17 protein-coding genes are annotated in these 14,012 nt (G+C 63.8%); 13 read left to right on the top strand and 4 right to left on the bottom strand.

Annotated features, from left to right (window positions below; genetic code table 11):
• The first annotated feature begins 115 nt into the window (after window positions 1–115).
• The gene (gene thiC / locus QQL87_RS15530; RefSeq protein ID WP_284419842.1) at window positions 116–2,017 is read left to right on the top strand and encodes a phosphomethylpyrimidine synthase ThiC; all 1,902 of its coding nucleotides are present in this window, start codon (window positions 116–118) and stop codon (window positions 2,015–2,017) included.
• A gap of 178 nt (window positions 2,018–2,195) precedes the next feature.
• Here thiC and QQL87_RS15535 read toward each other — a convergent pair whose 3' ends face one another.
• Window positions 2,196–3,458, bottom strand: a complete 1,263-nt coding sequence (locus tag QQL87_RS15535) for a GTP pyrophosphokinase (protein WP_284419841.1) — start codon at window positions 3,456–3,458, stop codon at window positions 2,196–2,198.
• Window positions 3,459–3,670: 212 nt separating this feature from the next.
• Here QQL87_RS15535 and QQL87_RS15540 point away from each other — a divergent pair, with 212 nt between their 5' ends.
• From QQL87_RS15540 to QQL87_RS15560, 5 genes are all read left to right on the top strand, one after another.
• On the top strand, window positions 3,671–4,057 hold the full coding sequence (locus QQL87_RS15540) for a RidA family protein (protein WP_284419890.1): 387 nt from the start codon (window positions 3,671–3,673) through the stop codon (window positions 4,055–4,057).
• 185 nt (window positions 4,058–4,242) lie between these two features.
• Window positions 4,243–4,818 (top strand): hypothetical protein, encoded by a 576-nt coding sequence (locus QQL87_RS15545; protein WP_284419840.1) that lies wholly within the window; start codon window positions 4,243–4,245, stop codon window positions 4,816–4,818.
• A gap of 27 nt (window positions 4,819–4,845) precedes the next feature.
• Window positions 4,846–5,544, top strand: a complete 699-nt coding sequence (locus QQL87_RS15550) for a hypothetical protein (RefSeq protein WP_284419839.1) — start codon at window positions 4,846–4,848, stop codon at window positions 5,542–5,544.
• Between the two features lie 64 nt (window positions 5,545–5,608).
• On the top strand, window positions 5,609–5,860 hold the full coding sequence (locus QQL87_RS15555) for a hypothetical protein (RefSeq protein WP_284419838.1): 252 nt from the start codon (window positions 5,609–5,611) through the stop codon (window positions 5,858–5,860).
• Window positions 5,861–6,048: 188 nt separating this feature from the next.
• On the top strand, window positions 6,049–6,318 hold the full coding sequence (locus QQL87_RS15560; protein WP_284419837.1) for a hypothetical protein: 270 nt from the start codon (window positions 6,049–6,051) through the stop codon (window positions 6,316–6,318).
• 236 nt (window positions 6,319–6,554) lie between these two features.
• Here the strand turns inward: QQL87_RS15560 and QQL87_RS15565 are convergent, their stop codons facing one another.
• Window positions 6,555–7,178 carry a glutathione S-transferase family protein gene (locus QQL87_RS15565; RefSeq protein ID WP_284419836.1) on the bottom strand — a complete coding sequence of 208 codons (624 nt, stop codon included), beginning with the start codon at window positions 7,176–7,178 and terminating at the stop codon, window positions 6,555–6,557.
• Between the two features lie 111 nt (window positions 7,179–7,289).
• On the opposite strand from QQL87_RS15565, the gene QQL87_RS15570 reads away from it, so the two are divergent.
• Window positions 7,290–7,790: a mismatch-specific DNA-glycosylase gene (locus tag QQL87_RS15570; protein WP_284419835.1), complete on the top strand. Its 501-nt coding sequence runs from the start codon at window positions 7,290–7,292 to the stop codon at window positions 7,788–7,790.
• A 1,212-nt stretch (window positions 7,791–9,002) separates the two neighbouring features.
• Here the strand turns inward: QQL87_RS15570 and QQL87_RS15575 are convergent.
• Window positions 9,003–9,443: a hypothetical protein gene (locus QQL87_RS15575; protein ID WP_284419834.1), complete on the bottom strand. Its 441-nt coding sequence runs from the start codon at window positions 9,441–9,443 to the stop codon at window positions 9,003–9,005.
• A 450-nt stretch (window positions 9,444–9,893) separates the two neighbouring features.
• Here QQL87_RS15575 and QQL87_RS15580 point away from each other — a divergent pair, with 450 nt between their 5' ends.
• On the top strand, window positions 9,894–10,163 hold the full coding sequence (locus QQL87_RS15580; RefSeq protein ID WP_284419833.1) for a helix-turn-helix domain-containing protein: 270 nt from the start codon (window positions 9,894–9,896) through the stop codon (window positions 10,161–10,163).
• A gap of 161 nt (window positions 10,164–10,324) precedes the next feature.
• Window positions 10,325–10,831 carry a collagen-like protein gene (locus QQL87_RS15585; protein WP_284419832.1) on the top strand — a complete coding sequence of 169 codons (507 nt, stop codon included), beginning with the start codon at window positions 10,325–10,327 and terminating at the stop codon, window positions 10,829–10,831.
• A 39-nt stretch (window positions 10,832–10,870) separates the two neighbouring features.
• On the opposite strand, the gene QQL87_RS15590 is transcribed toward QQL87_RS15585, so the two are convergent.
• Window positions 10,871–11,143: a DUF2277 domain-containing protein gene (locus QQL87_RS15590; RefSeq protein WP_284419831.1), complete on the bottom strand. Its 273-nt coding sequence runs from the start codon at window positions 11,141–11,143 to the stop codon at window positions 10,871–10,873.
• A gap of 92 nt (window positions 11,144–11,235) precedes the next feature.
• Between QQL87_RS15590 and QQL87_RS15595 the strand changes: the two genes are divergently transcribed.
• The 4 genes from QQL87_RS15595 (at window position 11,236) to QQL87_RS15610 (ending at window position 13,914) form a co-directional block, all read left to right on the top strand.
• Window positions 11,236–12,297: an alpha/beta fold hydrolase gene (locus tag QQL87_RS15595; protein WP_284419830.1), complete on the top strand. Its 1,062-nt coding sequence runs from the start codon at window positions 11,236–11,238 to the stop codon at window positions 12,295–12,297.
• Between the two features lie 107 nt (window positions 12,298–12,404).
• Entirely contained in the window at window positions 12,405–12,758 is a 354-nt protein-coding gene (locus QQL87_RS15600; protein WP_284419829.1) for a hypothetical protein, read from the top strand.
• A 36-nt stretch (window positions 12,759–12,794) separates the two neighbouring features.
• Complete coding sequence (locus QQL87_RS15605; RefSeq protein WP_284419828.1) at window positions 12,795–13,211, top strand: DoxX family protein; 417 nt, start codon at window positions 12,795–12,797, stop codon at window positions 13,209–13,211.
• Window positions 13,212–13,308: 97 nt separating this feature from the next.
• Complete coding sequence (locus QQL87_RS15610) at window positions 13,309–13,914, top strand: pyridoxamine 5'-phosphate oxidase family protein (RefSeq protein ID WP_284419827.1); 606 nt, start codon at window positions 13,309–13,311, stop codon at window positions 13,912–13,914.
• Window positions 13,915–14,012: the final 98 nt, after the last annotated feature.

Below are 14,012 nucleotides of genomic sequence, written 5' to 3' on the forward strand. Positions count from 1 at the left end.
CCGCAGGGGGGAGGGGGGCGCACTACCTTCGCCGCGACATTTCGCTTCGACACATCGCCTCTGAACTCCGGGCGCCCTTTCGGCCGGAACAACAACAATTGACCAGGAGGATCCCATGAACATCCGCTCCAATCCCGACACGACGCTGCCCGCCGTCACCACCGGACCGCTGCCGTCCTCGCGCAAGATCTACGCGACGCCCGACACCGCGCCCGACCTGCGCGTGCCGCTGCGCGAGATCATCCTCTCCGAAGGCGCCGGCGAGCCGAACCTGCCGGTGTACGACACCTCCGGCCCCTACACCGATCCGACCGTGACGATCGACGTCAATGCCGGCCTGTCGCGCGCCCGCTCCGCCTGGGTGCGCGAGCGCGGCGGCGTCGAGGAGTATGAGGGCCGCGACATCAAGCCGGAGGACAACGGCAATGTCGGCGCCGACAAGGCCGCCAAGGCCTTCACCGCGCATCACAAGCCGTTGCGCGGCCTCGACGGCCACAAGATCACCCAGCTCGAATTCGCCCGCGCCGGCATCATCACCAAGGAGATGATCTACGTCGCCGAGCGCGAGAATCTCGGCCGCAAGACCCAGCTCGAGCGTGCCGAAGCCGCGCTCGCCGACGGCGAGAGCTTTGGCGCCGAGGTCCCCGCCTTCATCACCCCGGAATTCGTGCGCTCCGAGATCGCGCGCGGCCGCGCCATCATCCCCTGCAACATCAACCACGCCGAACTCGAGCCGATGATCATCGGCCGCAACTTCCTGACCAAGATCAACGCCAATATCGGCAACTCGGCGGTGACCTCCTCGGTTGAAGAGGAAGTGGACAAGATGGTGTGGGCGATCCGCTGGGGCGCCGACACCGTGATGGACCTGTCGACCGGCCGCAACATCCACACCACCCGCGAATGGATTTTGCGCAACGCGCCGGTGCCGATCGGCACCGTGCCGATCTACCAGGCGCTGGAGAAGTGCAATGGCGATCCGGTGCAGCTGACCTGGGAGCTCTACAAGGACACCCTGATCGAGCAGTGCGAGCAGGGCGTCGACTACTTCACCATCCACGCCGGCGTGCGCCTCGCCTACATCCACCTCACCGCGAGCCGCGTCACCGGCATCGTCAGCCGCGGCGGCTCGATCATGGCCAAGTGGTGCCTCGCGCATCACAAGGAGAGCTTCCTCTACACGCATTTCGAGGAGATCTGCGACATCATGCGCAAGTATGACGTCTCGTTCTCGCTCGGCGACGGCCTGCGCCCCGGCTCGATCGCGGATGCCAACGACCGCGCGCAGTTTGCCGAACTGGAGACGCTCGGCGAGCTCACCAAGATCGCATGGGACAAGGGCTGCCAGGTCATGATCGAGGGCCCCGGCCACGTGCCGATGCACAAGATCAAGATCAACATGGACAAGCAGCTCAAGGAGTGCGGCGAGGCCCCGTTCTACACGCTCGGGCCGCTGACCACCGACATCGCGCCGGGCTACGACCACATCACGTCAGGCATCGGTGCCGCCATGATCGGCTGGTTCGGCTGCGCCATGCTGTGCTACGTGACGCCGAAGGAGCATCTCGGCCTGCCGGATCGCAATGACGTCAAGGTCGGCGTCATCACCTACAAGATCGCGGCCCACGCCTCCGATCTCGCCAAGGGCCACCCGGCCGCCCAGCTCCGCGACGACGCGCTGTCCCGCGCCCGCTTCGACTTCCGCTGGACCGACCAGTTCAACCTCGGCCTCGACCCGGACACGGCCAAGAGCTTCCACGACGAGACCCTGCCGAAGGAAGCCCACAAGGTCGCGCATTTCTGCTCGATGTGCGGCCCCAAATTCTGCTCGATGAAGATCACCCAGGACGTCCGCGACTACGCCGCCACGCTGAACGACCCCGCCACCGTCGGCATGACCATCAGCGGCACCATCGAAGACGGCATGGCCCAGATGAGCGCCAAGTTCAAGGAAATGGGCGGGAGTGTGTATCTCGATGCGGAGAAGGTAAAGGAGAGCAACAAGGCGTTGTCCTGAGGCGCTGAAATCCCTCCATTGTAGTGGCCGGGCTTGCCCGGCCATACTCAAAGAGAAATCGAACTAGCCTCGCACATTCCGCCGCAAACCAAACGCTGAGGCGAAATCAAAAATGCGCGTCCGTGATTGAGCTAACGACATGTCAGAAATGCGAGGACCGCCATATGCGTTATGCTGGCTATTTTTTTCGTGAGCCCCCCGATTTACGCGGACTTGCCGGTCTCTTCTTCGAAAGAGCCCGCGCGCTAGGCACCAAATCTTCCATAAGCCGACCTTGAAAACGAGCAAGCCGGGCAGCTTCGATGCTCAAAGAATCGAATGAGAGAGCCAATTCGGACGCATCTTGCTTTTCTTCCGGATGCAATAGTCGCCAGAGAGCGCCTTGCAACTTCCCGTAGAAAGGCAGAACGCGCAGAATTTGAATACTGATTTCCTTTTTGACTATACAGACCAGCGCAAGACGAATGATCCCGGCTGTGGTAAAGCTAGACCCTTTCTCAAGCTTACCAAGCTGCAAAAACGTTTCCTTTGCTTCTTTATTGAACTCCACAACAACATCATTAAGCTGTTGAACAGTTTTAATTCCTGCCACATAAACTGACATCACCAAGTTACTAACACTTTTCAGGACAGCCGGATCTGAATAGCTCTTCTGATCTACCCCCGTAATCTCGTAGTATTTCCTCGCCTCTTGCACCAAGACTCGAACCGATTCAGCTTCCCTCATGAAAACTTCTAACGAATCAAGGTTAATTTCCTGATCAAAATTACCGGTCTTAATGTCACTCGCATACTTTGCTCTCAACTCACCAACAATTCGGTCGATCTCCGAGAAATTCTCATCAGCAACCTCAAGCAGAGCGCTTATGCGAAATAATTTCCTTCGCACCGGACGCGGAATGTCCTCCTCATTATTGTAACGCAGCTTACGATCCAACGCCGCCCACGCGTGCTGAAGGACCGTTCTAATCTGTATCTCAGCCTTCAAGCCGCAGAAAGCCGCATTCTCAGCTAGACTTTCCCGATCCTTGCTGTGCGAAACGATGTAGTGAATCGAAACATAGCCAAACTTGTCAGGGGCAAGAGCATCGTTTTTATCAATGGAATTTTCCCGATCAACAGTGAAGTTTCGTTCAATTAACTTACATATAGCATCGACGTCTTTTTGATAGTAAGCTATTATACGAATTCCAGTCAGATCGGTAACAGACTCCACCGATTCATACTTACCTTGCTTGTTTGAACGAACAATCTTTGCCTTAAAACTTTCCACCGTCTTTGTTCTGGGCTCAATAGCCAGAAACTCGATGCCCTTCGATGTCAAAAGGGTACCAAGCAAATGAGTCAAGTTATTAGTAAACGCCTCATATGTCGGCCTAATCGCCGCAAAACTCAGGCTGAGTTTATTTATCCCGGATTCATCCTTCTCTTCGCTGCTCATACGTCAGGCTCATCCGACCGAGAGTGTTTGGTAGGTGACCGAGAGCGCCCCGCAACAGAGCAATCCAAAAACGATTAGGCGCTCTTCAGCATCGATTCCCCGAGTTAATATTACAGGTGCTATCGAAAGAATCTACAACTGAAACGATCCGTCAACAATACGAGCACTTCTGTTTGATGAATTCCAGACTCCGCAATTCTCTACGAGCACCTATGCCCATCCACCACATCCCCGCCCCACCTCACATCAAAGCCCCGCCGCTCTCATTTGGCACCCGGATCGGCGATCTCCTCTTCATCTCCGGCATTCCCGGCTTCGACGCCCATGGCAATCTGCCAGATGATTTTGAAACGCAATTCGCCAACGTCGTCACGAACTTCACTCGTGTCCTGACTGAAGGCGGCGCTGATATGCGCGATCTCGTCAAGGTCAACGTGCTGCTGACGCACGCCTCTGACGTTGCGACCATGAACCGGCTCTATGCCCAAGCGTTCGGGCCGGCGCCCTATCCTGCACGCACCACCTGTGTGGTAGCAGCGCTGCCCGATCCGAAGATGCTGATCGAGATCGAGGGCGTCGCGGCGATCGCGAAACCGTAGGGTGGGCAAAGGCGCAGCGCGACTGTCTCCCCGCGCGGTCGCGGAGACGCCGTGCCCACCGTCTCACCGATGAGTTCGCAGCGCGCTGGTGGGCACGCTGCCGCCCTGCGGGCGGCTGCTTTGCCCACCTGCATGGTCTCGGCGACATCAGCTGCCGAGCGCCTCTTGTCATCGCGATGTGCGCCATGATTGAATATCGCCTGGGTGGGGGCCGTGGTTCAATGTTGGCAGCTTGGTTCAAGACGGCGTTGGGGCGGGCTCTCTCCTTGCAACTTGCAGGCCTGGCAATCGCGCTGACGGCCGGCTGCTCATCGGTCCCGGTTCAGACCGAAGCGGCGAGGCCGCCGGAGGGGCCACGGCCCGGCTATGCGGCGCTGCATGTCGGGCGCCCGACTGGGTTCAACGTCAGCGTCTTCCCGATCACGATCGACATCGATGGCAGGACCGTCGCTTCGCTCCCGCCCGGACGATACATCACCGTCGAGCTGGCTCCGGGAAAGCACACCCTGGAGGTGCCAAACAACGCCTGGAGCCGCGCCATCAACGGGCTTCCGCATCCGGTCGAATTCACCACCATGGCTGGAAAGACCTACTACGCGTTGCCGACCGAATGGAATTCCGGCAGCACGCAACGCGTCACGATGGTCGGTTCGGCGGTCGTCGTCGATCGCGTGGCCGATCATCACAGGAGCTTCGCGGTGCAGGAGGCGGCAGCCCCGCCGGCTGAATTTGCCCGCCTGAGCTACACGCCATCGCCCTAGCGCCGAGCGTGCAACGCCGGACAATCGTTGTCCGACGTCAATCCTTCAGACATCCTCCAGCCGATGCCCGTCCGCTTCGACATCCTGCCCGGCCTGCCGGCCTATGGGCCGCCTGCAATCTCCTTCCCAGAGAGCGATCTCCCGACGTTTCGCGAGGGTCTCGTGGTGCGCTTCCATCCCGCGCCATCCGATGCGGGAGGCGATCCCTGGGTCGGCAACTTTCTCGGCGGCCAGACCAGCTATGATCGCGTGCTCGCGCACCCCAACGGCGCTGACGTCATCGTCGTCGCGCGTGGTCATGGCAGCGTCGTGGACGTTGCGCGCACGTCGGTCACAGCGTCACTCTGTGACGTGACGCAACTCATCCCACTCGACGCGCTCGGCCTGGTGCTGGTCGAGCGGCTCACCGACTTCATCGCCATCGGCGCCGACGGCATGCGCTGGCAGAGTCCGCGGATCTCCTGGGACGGCTTTCGCAGCGTCAGCATCTCGGCAGATCAGTTGCGCGGCGAGGCCTATTCCGCCCCCGACGAGGAGTGGGTGCCGTTCACGCTCGACCTCGCGACCGGCGCCTGTCGCGACGGCATCTTCGCACAGGACATCGCGCGCGCCGTGGAGGTCACGCCCAACGCGGCGCCGTCTCGCCGGCGTCGTCATGCCTGCTCTGCATCAGGCGTGATCGCGCGCTTTTGCCGCATGATTCGGGCATGGCTGCCTTCAAAATGATCGAGACCGCTCCGACACACGGCCGGCCGCGGGCTGGGGCCAGTTCGTTGCCGGAGTTTTCTCGATGTCTCGTTTCACCATGGTCTGTTGGTCCGCGGGTCTTGCAGCCGCGCTGCTCGGCACCACCCCGGCGCAGGCCGGCTACTACATCATTCGCTGGGACAATAGCGGCATCTGCCAGGTCTGGAGCGAGGCGTTCTTCAAGCCGATTCCGTGGCCCTCGGGCTATCAGGTCGTCAGCCGGCCGCTGCCCACCTTCAGCGAAGCCGTCACCCGGCAGGTCACGCTGCGCCGGCAGGGCCGCTGCACGTTGTAGCCCCTCCCCGACCGGCCCCTGTGACGACCACATGTCGTCATCCACAACCCGGACATCGCTGTGAACGACGGCACGCGCGGCTTGCTTTGCGCGCGCTTTTGTCGCACCACTTGCGGCGTTATCCGGCCGCAGGGTCGGAGGCTCGCAGCCACGGGCCGATCTCGTTGTTTCGTTTGAGGAGATTGATGATGCGTCGCATGACCGCTCTCGCTGCTGCCGCCGCGCTTGCAGCCACCTCGCTCGCCACGTCCGCCTTCGCCGCGCCTGCGCCCAAGAGCGGCTACTACGTGATCCGCTGGGACAACACCGGCATCTGCCAGATCTGGAACACCGAGCTGCAGTCGAAGCCGGTGGAGTGGCCGTCGACCTACAAGATCGTCTCCAAGCCGGTGCCGACCTTCGTCGAGGCCACCACCATCCAGCTCAAGCTGCGCGACGAGCGCCGCTGCTTCCTGTAAGCAACGCGCTCCTCGCTGTGCAGGGCGATCGCACAGGGCCGCGAGCTTGAGTTCGACAGCGCCCTGCGGCCGTCCTTCGAGACGCCCGCCTCCGGCGGGCTCCTCAGGACGAGGACGGACGGCGCGGCGACATTCAAGACCCTCATGGTGAGGAGCGCCGCTTGCGGCGCGTCTCGAACCATGAGGCCGTGACGCCTCCACATCGCTGCGATGGCCCTGCGCTATCCGGCAACCGATCACGCGGCCCCGGCGACCGGGCTCGCCTGCATCGGGACGAAGCCGGGCAGATCCGCGATGCGTGACAGCCATGCCCTGACATGCGGGTACAGCGTCAGCGACACGCCGCCCTCGGGCGCGTGCGCGGTGTAGCTGTAGAGCGCCACATCCGCGATGGTCGGCGCCTCGCCGATGAGGAAGGGCCGGCGGCCGAGCTCCTGCTCCATCACGGCGAACAGGCCGCTGGCGATCTGATGTGCCCTGGCGATGTCGAGCGGTGCGCCGAACAGCGTCGCCACCCGCGCCGCGGCCGGGCCGAACGCGAGGGGCCCGGCAGCGGCTGACAGCCAGCGCTGGACCTGCGCCTGTCCGAGCGGATCGCGCGGCAGCCAGCGGCCGGTCTCATCGTAGCGGCCGGCGAGATAGACCAGGATCGCATTGGAGTCGGCGATCACGGCGTCGCCGTCGACCAGCACCGGCACCTGGCCGAACGGATTGAGCGCGAGGAAGTCCGGCCGCTTGTGCGCGCCGCCCTTGAGGTCGACAGCGACGATCTCGTGGGGCAGGCCGAGCAGGCTCAGCATCAGCCGCGCGCGATGCGCGTGGCCCGACAAGGCGAAATCATAGAGGCGACGTTGCGACATGCTGTGCTCCCGTTGGTGTGGCGCATCGTGTAGCCCCGCGGCCGCGCGTCAACAACGCCGCGCGGCATCAATGGCCTGTTGCGTTCCGCGCAATAATGCGACAACGCCGCCATGGACCGCCTGCCCGACCAGCTCCGGCCCGGCCTGCGCCTCGTCTTCGTCGGCACCGCCGCGAGCGAGCGCTCGGCCGCGACCGGCCATTACTACGCCCATCCCGGCAACCGCTTCTGGCGCACGCTGTTCGCCGTCGGCCTGACGCCGCGGCTGTATCAGCCCGAGGAATTCCCGGCGCTGCTGTCGCTCGGCATCGGCTTCACCGATCTCTGCAAGCAGGGTGCCGGCATGGACCATGTCGCGCTGAAAGCCGGCGTCGACGTCGCGGGCTTGACCGCAAAGATCCGGCAGCATCGGCCGGCGACGGTCGCCTTCACCAGCAAGAAGGCCGCGAGCCTGTTCTATCGCCGGCCGACCCATGCGATCACGTTGGGGCTGCAGCCCGACCAGGATGATTTTCCGACCGTGTTCGTGCTGGCCTCGCCCTCCGGCGCCGCAACGGGTGCGTGGACGTTGCAGCCGTGGCGCGAGCTGGCGGAGCATGTGGCGGGGAATTGACGGGTCGCGGCTGCCGGCTCACGCAATCATCAACTCATCATCACTGCACGCAACGGGTTGACGATGAGTGCCGATGCCCATGACTGCGCCCTCTCCCCTTGCGGGAGAGGGCATGTAGGACATCGCCGCAAGTGCGCTCGGGTGAGGGGTACGCCTCGACGAGCGCGGTTCGCGGATAGATACCCCTCACCCAAGCGAGCAAGTTGATAGGCCGGCGATGCCCTCTCCCGCAAGGGGAGAGGGCGCTGTATCGCACAGCGCAGCGGGAAACGAACTCACGAGCCAGGCAACCGCCCGGGGGCTCCCTGGAGCCACGCATTCGACAGCATAGTGGTGGGCACGGCGCGCGATGGAGCATCGTATGAGCAACGAACATCACGGGCGCGCCTTTGCCCACCCTATGCGTGCTCTCCGCGGCACCATGGCCGGGCTCGTCCCGGGCCATCCACGTCGCTCCGAGTCCGCAGGATGACGTGGATGCCCGGGTCAAGGCCGGCATGACGAGCAACTAATGAGTATCATCCACCTAGAAGCACTTGCGGAGCAAACCGGTCCGCGTGCGTCGGCATAATCTGCCCCTGCTCGTCGGGCAATCCGCGCATGCGCGCCATGCGCCAACTGCCCGACGTGTTAGTTTGTCGCAGCATCGACGCTTGCCTCGTCGGGCAAATCACGACGATGCTCTCGACCAACCCGCCTCATGCAGAGGGACGTACGCGTCGTCACGATACGTGGAGGTGGGCCGCGGTGGACGTGATGGCTGCGCCGGACGAGCGCCAGGCCGTCACGTACGGCGAAGTCGTGATGTCCTGATACCCCGAAGCTGGTATCACGTGCGTGCTCTTGCGAAAGCGGGGCGCGCGCCATGGTGGCCAACAAGCCGGCGCACCAGGGAGACCACGTATAAGCCGTCAGACCATGCGCGCAGGGAAGGCCGGGATGTCCCAGCCGAGCCTGTGGTTCTGCCGCGTGCTTTTTTGTTGCACGCGGACCATGGGAGCGGCGAGCTCCCGGCCTTCCCTGCCCCTCTCGATCTTCAAGGGGCCGCCTGAAGCATCCCTCGCGCACGACGTGCGGCGAGACCGTGGATTCATGATCAGTCGATCGACGATGTTGGCTCGACGCCCACTCCACCCTGGCTGTCATCGCCCGCGGGCGATGACACCTGTTATGAGGCAGCGATCGTCAAATGCCGATCGGACGATGCCGCAACTACCTGATCGTGATCGCGAGTCCCGACAGATCGACATTGGCCAACAGCCCGATCTGCTCACCCGACAGCTCCAGCACCGCGCCCTTCTGGTTGGTCAGCACGATGCCGCGCACGCCGCGGCCGACGGCGAGGCCGGCGCCGGCCGCGCCATAGACGCCCTCGACGTCCGAAGGCCGGTAGATGTTGCTGACCCGGCCGCGCAGCACCGTGCGCGAGCCGCCGAACACGAGACCCCAGTCGAGCCCGCCGGTCGACAGCGGATAGCCACGGCCGTGGAAGCTCAGCATGCCGCTGCCGCCGGAGCCGCCGATGATCCATCCCGCCTTGTAGATGGTCAGCGTGATGAAGCCGCCATCCGCATGCGCCGTCGCCGGCAGGATGGCGCCGGTTGCGGCCACGAGCGCCACCAACAGACCGCGAAGCAAGGATGCAATTTTCATGGATGAAGTCTCCAGCGCTGTGTACTTGAGTTAATTCGATGGCCGTGCGTGACGATCATGCCCCACCAAACGAATCGATCGGGCCGAATTTAGTCCTTTGCGCGGCAGCACGCATGCGCCGCGGCCAGTGTGGTCGAAATGCCGCCCCGCCAGCCGTTGCGCCGGGCCGCATGATCAGCCGATCGGCGTCGAGGTTTTCGGCCCTGTCTTGGGGGCGCCCGCCGGGGGCCGTGCGCGCCGCAATGAGCTCTCGCCGCGTCGAAATGGGTCGAGACATCAGCGAAACCAAGGCCATTTCGGGGTATTCAAGGCCTGCGGCGCGGCCCGAGGCCGGTGTTAAGGCCCCATTAACCTTGTCCGACCACGTTGATTTACGGGCTGGATGTTTAGTTGGTCTCGATGTTTTCGCGTCGTCTCTCGTTGCGGCGCGGGCGTTGATCGGGAGGAGTCATGTCTCAAGAGTTGTCAGCCGATGCCGCAAGTCCCTCACTCGTTCCCCTTGCCATGCCACCGTCGCGCTCTGCGGCGGAGGTTCTGCCGCTATTGATCGGCACGCCGCTGTCCGAGATCGAGCGCGAGCTCATCGTTCAGACCCTGGCGCGCTGCAACGGCAATCGCACCCACGCTGCACGGCTGCTCGGCATGCCCGTGCGGACCTTGCGGAACAAGATCCGAAGCTACACGGCCGACGGCATCGCGGTGCCGGCCTATTCGGCCTGATACGACGGCGGCCACGCGATATCCCATCGCGTGGAACTCATCAGGATGCGGCGTCGATTGGTGTTGATCAATCGGCCTCGCAGCCCTGCTGCAATTGCTGCCATCGTTGCGGCTCTGTTACGCTTCGCCGCGAATCAGCCGTTTGTAGCGGAGTTGCGGTAGTGGCGAAGAATCCGGCCGGACGCGGCCTGCAGGGCCCCGTGGGCCCACGTGGCCCGCAGGGCCAGCCCGGACGGCGCGGACCGGACGGGCAGCGCGGCAAGCCCGGCCCGGACGGCAAGGCAGGACCGCAGGGCAAGCCCGGTCCGCAGGGGCCGCGCGGCGAGGCCGGCCCGCCCGGCAAGCCGGGCCCTGAGGGCCCGCGTGGCGAGCCGGGACCGACCGGGACGCTGCCGACGATCGATCAGCTGATGCCCTGGCTGGAGCAGATCTTCGCCGCCTATGACGATTACAAGCGCAACCGGGACCGCGAGGCGCATGAGCGCGAGGCGGCGCTGCTCGCGGTGCGCGACATCTTTGCCGCCACCGAGCACGACGAGCTGCTCGAGGAGGCGTTCGAGGACGACGATCCGCACGAGATCGACGTGCCCAAGAAGAAGAAAAAGAAGAAGCACAAGAAAAAGAAGAAGCACGAGGCGCAAGCCCGTGACGAGGACGACGAGGACTGAGTGTCGTCGCCGTCCTTCCCGCCGGAGGGGCCGCCGGCCTCAGGGCCTGCCGAACCTGATCGCCGAGCGCTCGCGCGCCTTGGCTGCCTCGATCTCGCGGTCGCGCGGCGGGGCCTGGGTGTGCAGCGAGGTCAGGAGCCGCCGCGCCGCCTCGGCCACGTCCTCGACCGCACGTGCGAAGGCGGCCTCGTTGGCCTGCGACGGCGCATTGAAGCCCGAAAGCTTGCGCACGAACTGCAGCGCAGAGGCCTGAATCTCCGCCTCGGTCGCAGGCGGCTCGAAATTGAACAGCGTCTTGATGTTGCGGCACATGACGGGGCTAATCCGGTGCTGAACGAAGTCGCCGACCATGCTATCATGCGCACGACGCGACCGTAAGAGTCGCGCATCAGCAGGGGAAACACATGCTTCGACCGTTTGCCGCCGTCCTTGCCGCTTTGGTGGTTTTTTGCGCGCCGGCCAGCGCCGCCGACTACCCCGCTCCGAAGCAGGGCGATGTCGTCATCAAGGATTTCAAGTTTCACACCGGCGAGACGCTGCCGGAGCTGAAGCTGCATTACACGACCGTCGGCGAGCCGACCGGTCAGCCCGTCCTGGTGCTGCACGGCACCGGCGGCTCGGGCGCCAGCATGCTGGTGGCGCCGTTTGCCGGCGAATTGTTCGGCAAGGACCAGCCGCTCGACGCCACCAAGTACTACCTCATCATCCCCGACAGCATCGGCCACGGCCGATCGGCGAAGCCGTCCGACGGGCTGAAGACCAAATTTCCGGCCTATGACTATGCCGACATGGTCGATGCGCAATACCGTCTTTTGACCGAGGGTCTCGGGATCAAGCATGTCCGCCTCGTCATCGGCAATTCGATGGGCGGCATGCACAGCTGGGTGTGGGCCACGCACTATCCGGACTTCATGGATGTGGCGGTGCCGATGGCCTCGCAGCCGACCGAGATGGCGTCGCGCAACTGGATGCTGCGCCGGATCATGCTGGAGACGATCCGCAATGATCCCGACTACAATGGCGGCAACTACACGGCACAGCCGCGCATGATGAAATACGCGGTCACAGCCTATGCGACGGCGACCGCCGGTGGCACCATGGCCTATCAGCTCGCGGCACCGACGGCGGCCAAGGCCGACAAGATGGTCGAGGAGCGGCTGACCACACCGATTGCCGCCGACGCCAACGATTTCATCTATCAGTGGGACTCCTCGCACGACTACAATCCATCGGCCGATCTCGACAAGATCAAGGCGACCGTGCTGCTGATCAACTCGGCTGATGACGAGCGCAATCCGCCGGAGACGGGCGTCACCGCTGACACGATGAAGCGCGTCAAGAACGGCAAGGTCCTGCTGATCCCGGCCTCGGCGGAGACACGCGGCCATCTGACCACCGGCAACGCGAAGTTCTACATCGAGCCGCTGCGCGAGCTGCTGGCCAAGGCGCCGCAGCGCGGCATGTGACGCCGCTGGCCCGCGGCGGCGCTCAAACTTTGGGCATGCGCCGCCGCTGCGGGTCGGGCTTAATCGCAGCCGATCGCCTGATACGCGGGATGAGAAAGGAGGTGTGCATGCGCAGACTGGTGCCGGCCGCTCTCATGATCGGCGCGTTGGCCTCCGCAACCGCCGCGTTGGCCATCGACAACGGCCAGTTCGACAACGTTCCGCCCGACATCCGCGCCTGGTTCAAGAGCGTGATCGCACCGAACGGCGTCCCCTGCTGCGACGTCTCCGACGGCCATCGGACCAGCTACGACGTGCGGGACGGCACCTATTGGGTGCCGATCGAGGGACGCTGGATGGCGGTGCCGGAACGCGCCATCATCCGCGACCGCGGCAATCCGGTCGGCGAGGCCGTGGTGTGGTACGTCCATCACCGCGGCGACATCATCATCAGCTGCTTCGTGCCCGCCGATGCCGTATGACACGAGCCTCGTGAGGTCGGCCCCTGGTCCCAGGCCATGACAGCTGTGCTGAGCGACGACAAATCGCGCGCGGTGATGCGCTGGCTGATGGCAGCGTTCTATGCGGTTGCGGGGATCGCTCATCTGCTCGTCCCCGATCCTTTCCTGCGCATCACACCGTCCTTCGTCCCGTTCGCCCCGCAGGTCATTCTGCTCACCGGCCTGTGCGAGCTCGCCGGCTCAGTCGCGCTGGTGACGAAGCCCATGCGCCGCTGGGCGGGGATCGGGCTTGCGGCCTATGCCGTCTGCGTCTGGCCCGCGAATTTCAAGCATGCGATCGACGCGATCGACCTGCCTGTTCTCGGCAGCAGCTGGCTGTACCATGGACCGCGCCTGGCGTTTCAGCCCGTGCTTGTCTGGTGGGCGCTCTACAGCGCCGGACTCATCGACTGGCCCTGGCTTCGGAAGGCCTAGCCATGCCGCGGCCCGACACCAGAATGTCAGCCGAATCCGTGGTCGCGAACCGTCGTTCGTCGTATGACGTCGAAGGACGCTCTCGAGGAGGACAACCATGACCGACTCTTCCTCAACCGATCTCGATGCGATCTATCCGAAGCCGAATGCGCGCGTGATTGCCAAGGTCCGCCCCGCGCTCGACGTTCACAGCCGGAAGTTCATCGCGATGTCGCCGTTCTGCGTCATGGCGACGTCAGGCCGGGACGGCAGCGTCGATGCCTCGCCGCGTGGCGGTCATCCGGGGTTCGTCCACATCGACGGCGATCACCGGCTGCTGCTGCCGGACCGCCCCGGCAACAACAGGCTCGACAGTCTCCGCAACGTGTCGGACGGCTCGGCGCTGGTGCAGCTGATCTTCTTCGTGCCGGGCATCAACGAGAGCTTGCGCGTCGGCGGCACGGCATCGCTGTCCACCGATCCCGACCTGCTCGCGCGCATGGAGGAGTTCGGCAAGCCGCCGCGCGTCGTGATCAGCATCGGCGTGCAGGAGGTCTATTTTCATTGCGGCAAGGCGATCATGCGGTCGAAACTGTGGTCGCAGGAGGCACAGATGCCACGTTCGGCCATGCCGAGCATCGGTGAGATCATTCACGATCAGACCAGTCTCGGCGCGCCCGAGCCCCAGGATGTCACCGACGCGCGCTGGCGCGAGCAGCTCTGAGAATGCCAACCATTCGCACAACGCCGTCAGCTTGGAGTCATCTTCGATCGTCCATTGCTCAACCCGCTCGACTCCGCGAGCACGCGTTTTGATGCAGG

The sequence above is a fragment of the Bradyrhizobium sp. SSBR45G genome (assembly GCF_030159255.1).
Taxonomy (GTDB): domain Bacteria; phylum Pseudomonadota; class Alphaproteobacteria; order Rhizobiales; family Xanthobacteraceae; genus Bradyrhizobium.

Coding starts and splice junctions, on each gene's coding strand:
- QQL87_RS15580 (WP_284419833.1), top strand. CDS start 9,894: ATGTCTCAAGAGTTGTCAGCCGATGCCGCAAGTCCCTCACTCGTTCCC.
- QQL87_RS15545 (WP_284419840.1), top strand. CDS start 4,243: ATGATTGAATATCGCCTGGGTGGGGGCCGTGGTTCAATGTTGGCAGCT.
- QQL87_RS15565 (WP_284419836.1), bottom strand. CDS start 7,178: ATGTCGCAACGTCGCCTCTATGATTTCGCCTTGTCGGGCCACGCGCAT.
- QQL87_RS15600 (WP_284419829.1), top strand. CDS start 12,405: ATGCGCAGACTGGTGCCGGCCGCTCTCATGATCGGCGCGTTGGCCTCC.
- QQL87_RS15570 (WP_284419835.1), top strand. CDS start 7,290: ATGGACCGCCTGCCCGACCAGCTCCGGCCCGGCCTGCGCCTCGTCTTC.
- QQL87_RS15535 (WP_284419841.1), bottom strand. CDS start 3,458: ATGAGCAGCGAAGAGAAGGATGAATCCGGGATAAATAAACTCAGCCTG.
- QQL87_RS15540 (WP_284419890.1), top strand. CDS start 3,671: ATGCCCATCCACCACATCCCCGCCCCACCTCACATCAAAGCCCCGCCG.
- thiC (WP_284419842.1), top strand. CDS start 116: ATGAACATCCGCTCCAATCCCGACACGACGCTGCCCGCCGTCACCACC.
- QQL87_RS15560 (WP_284419837.1), top strand. CDS start 6,049: ATGCGTCGCATGACCGCTCTCGCTGCTGCCGCCGCGCTTGCAGCCACC.
- QQL87_RS15590 (WP_284419831.1), bottom strand. CDS start 11,143: ATGTGCCGCAACATCAAGACGCTGTTCAATTTCGAGCCGCCTGCGACC.
- QQL87_RS15575 (WP_284419834.1), bottom strand. CDS start 9,443: ATGAAAATTGCATCCTTGCTTCGCGGTCTGTTGGTGGCGCTCGTGGCC.
- QQL87_RS15605 (WP_284419828.1), top strand. CDS start 12,795: ATGACAGCTGTGCTGAGCGACGACAAATCGCGCGCGGTGATGCGCTGG.
- QQL87_RS15610 (WP_284419827.1), top strand. CDS start 13,309: ATGACCGACTCTTCCTCAACCGATCTCGATGCGATCTATCCGAAGCCG.
- QQL87_RS15595 (WP_284419830.1), top strand. CDS start 11,236: ATGCTTCGACCGTTTGCCGCCGTCCTTGCCGCTTTGGTGGTTTTTTGC.
- QQL87_RS15555 (WP_284419838.1), top strand. CDS start 5,609: ATGTCTCGTTTCACCATGGTCTGTTGGTCCGCGGGTCTTGCAGCCGCG.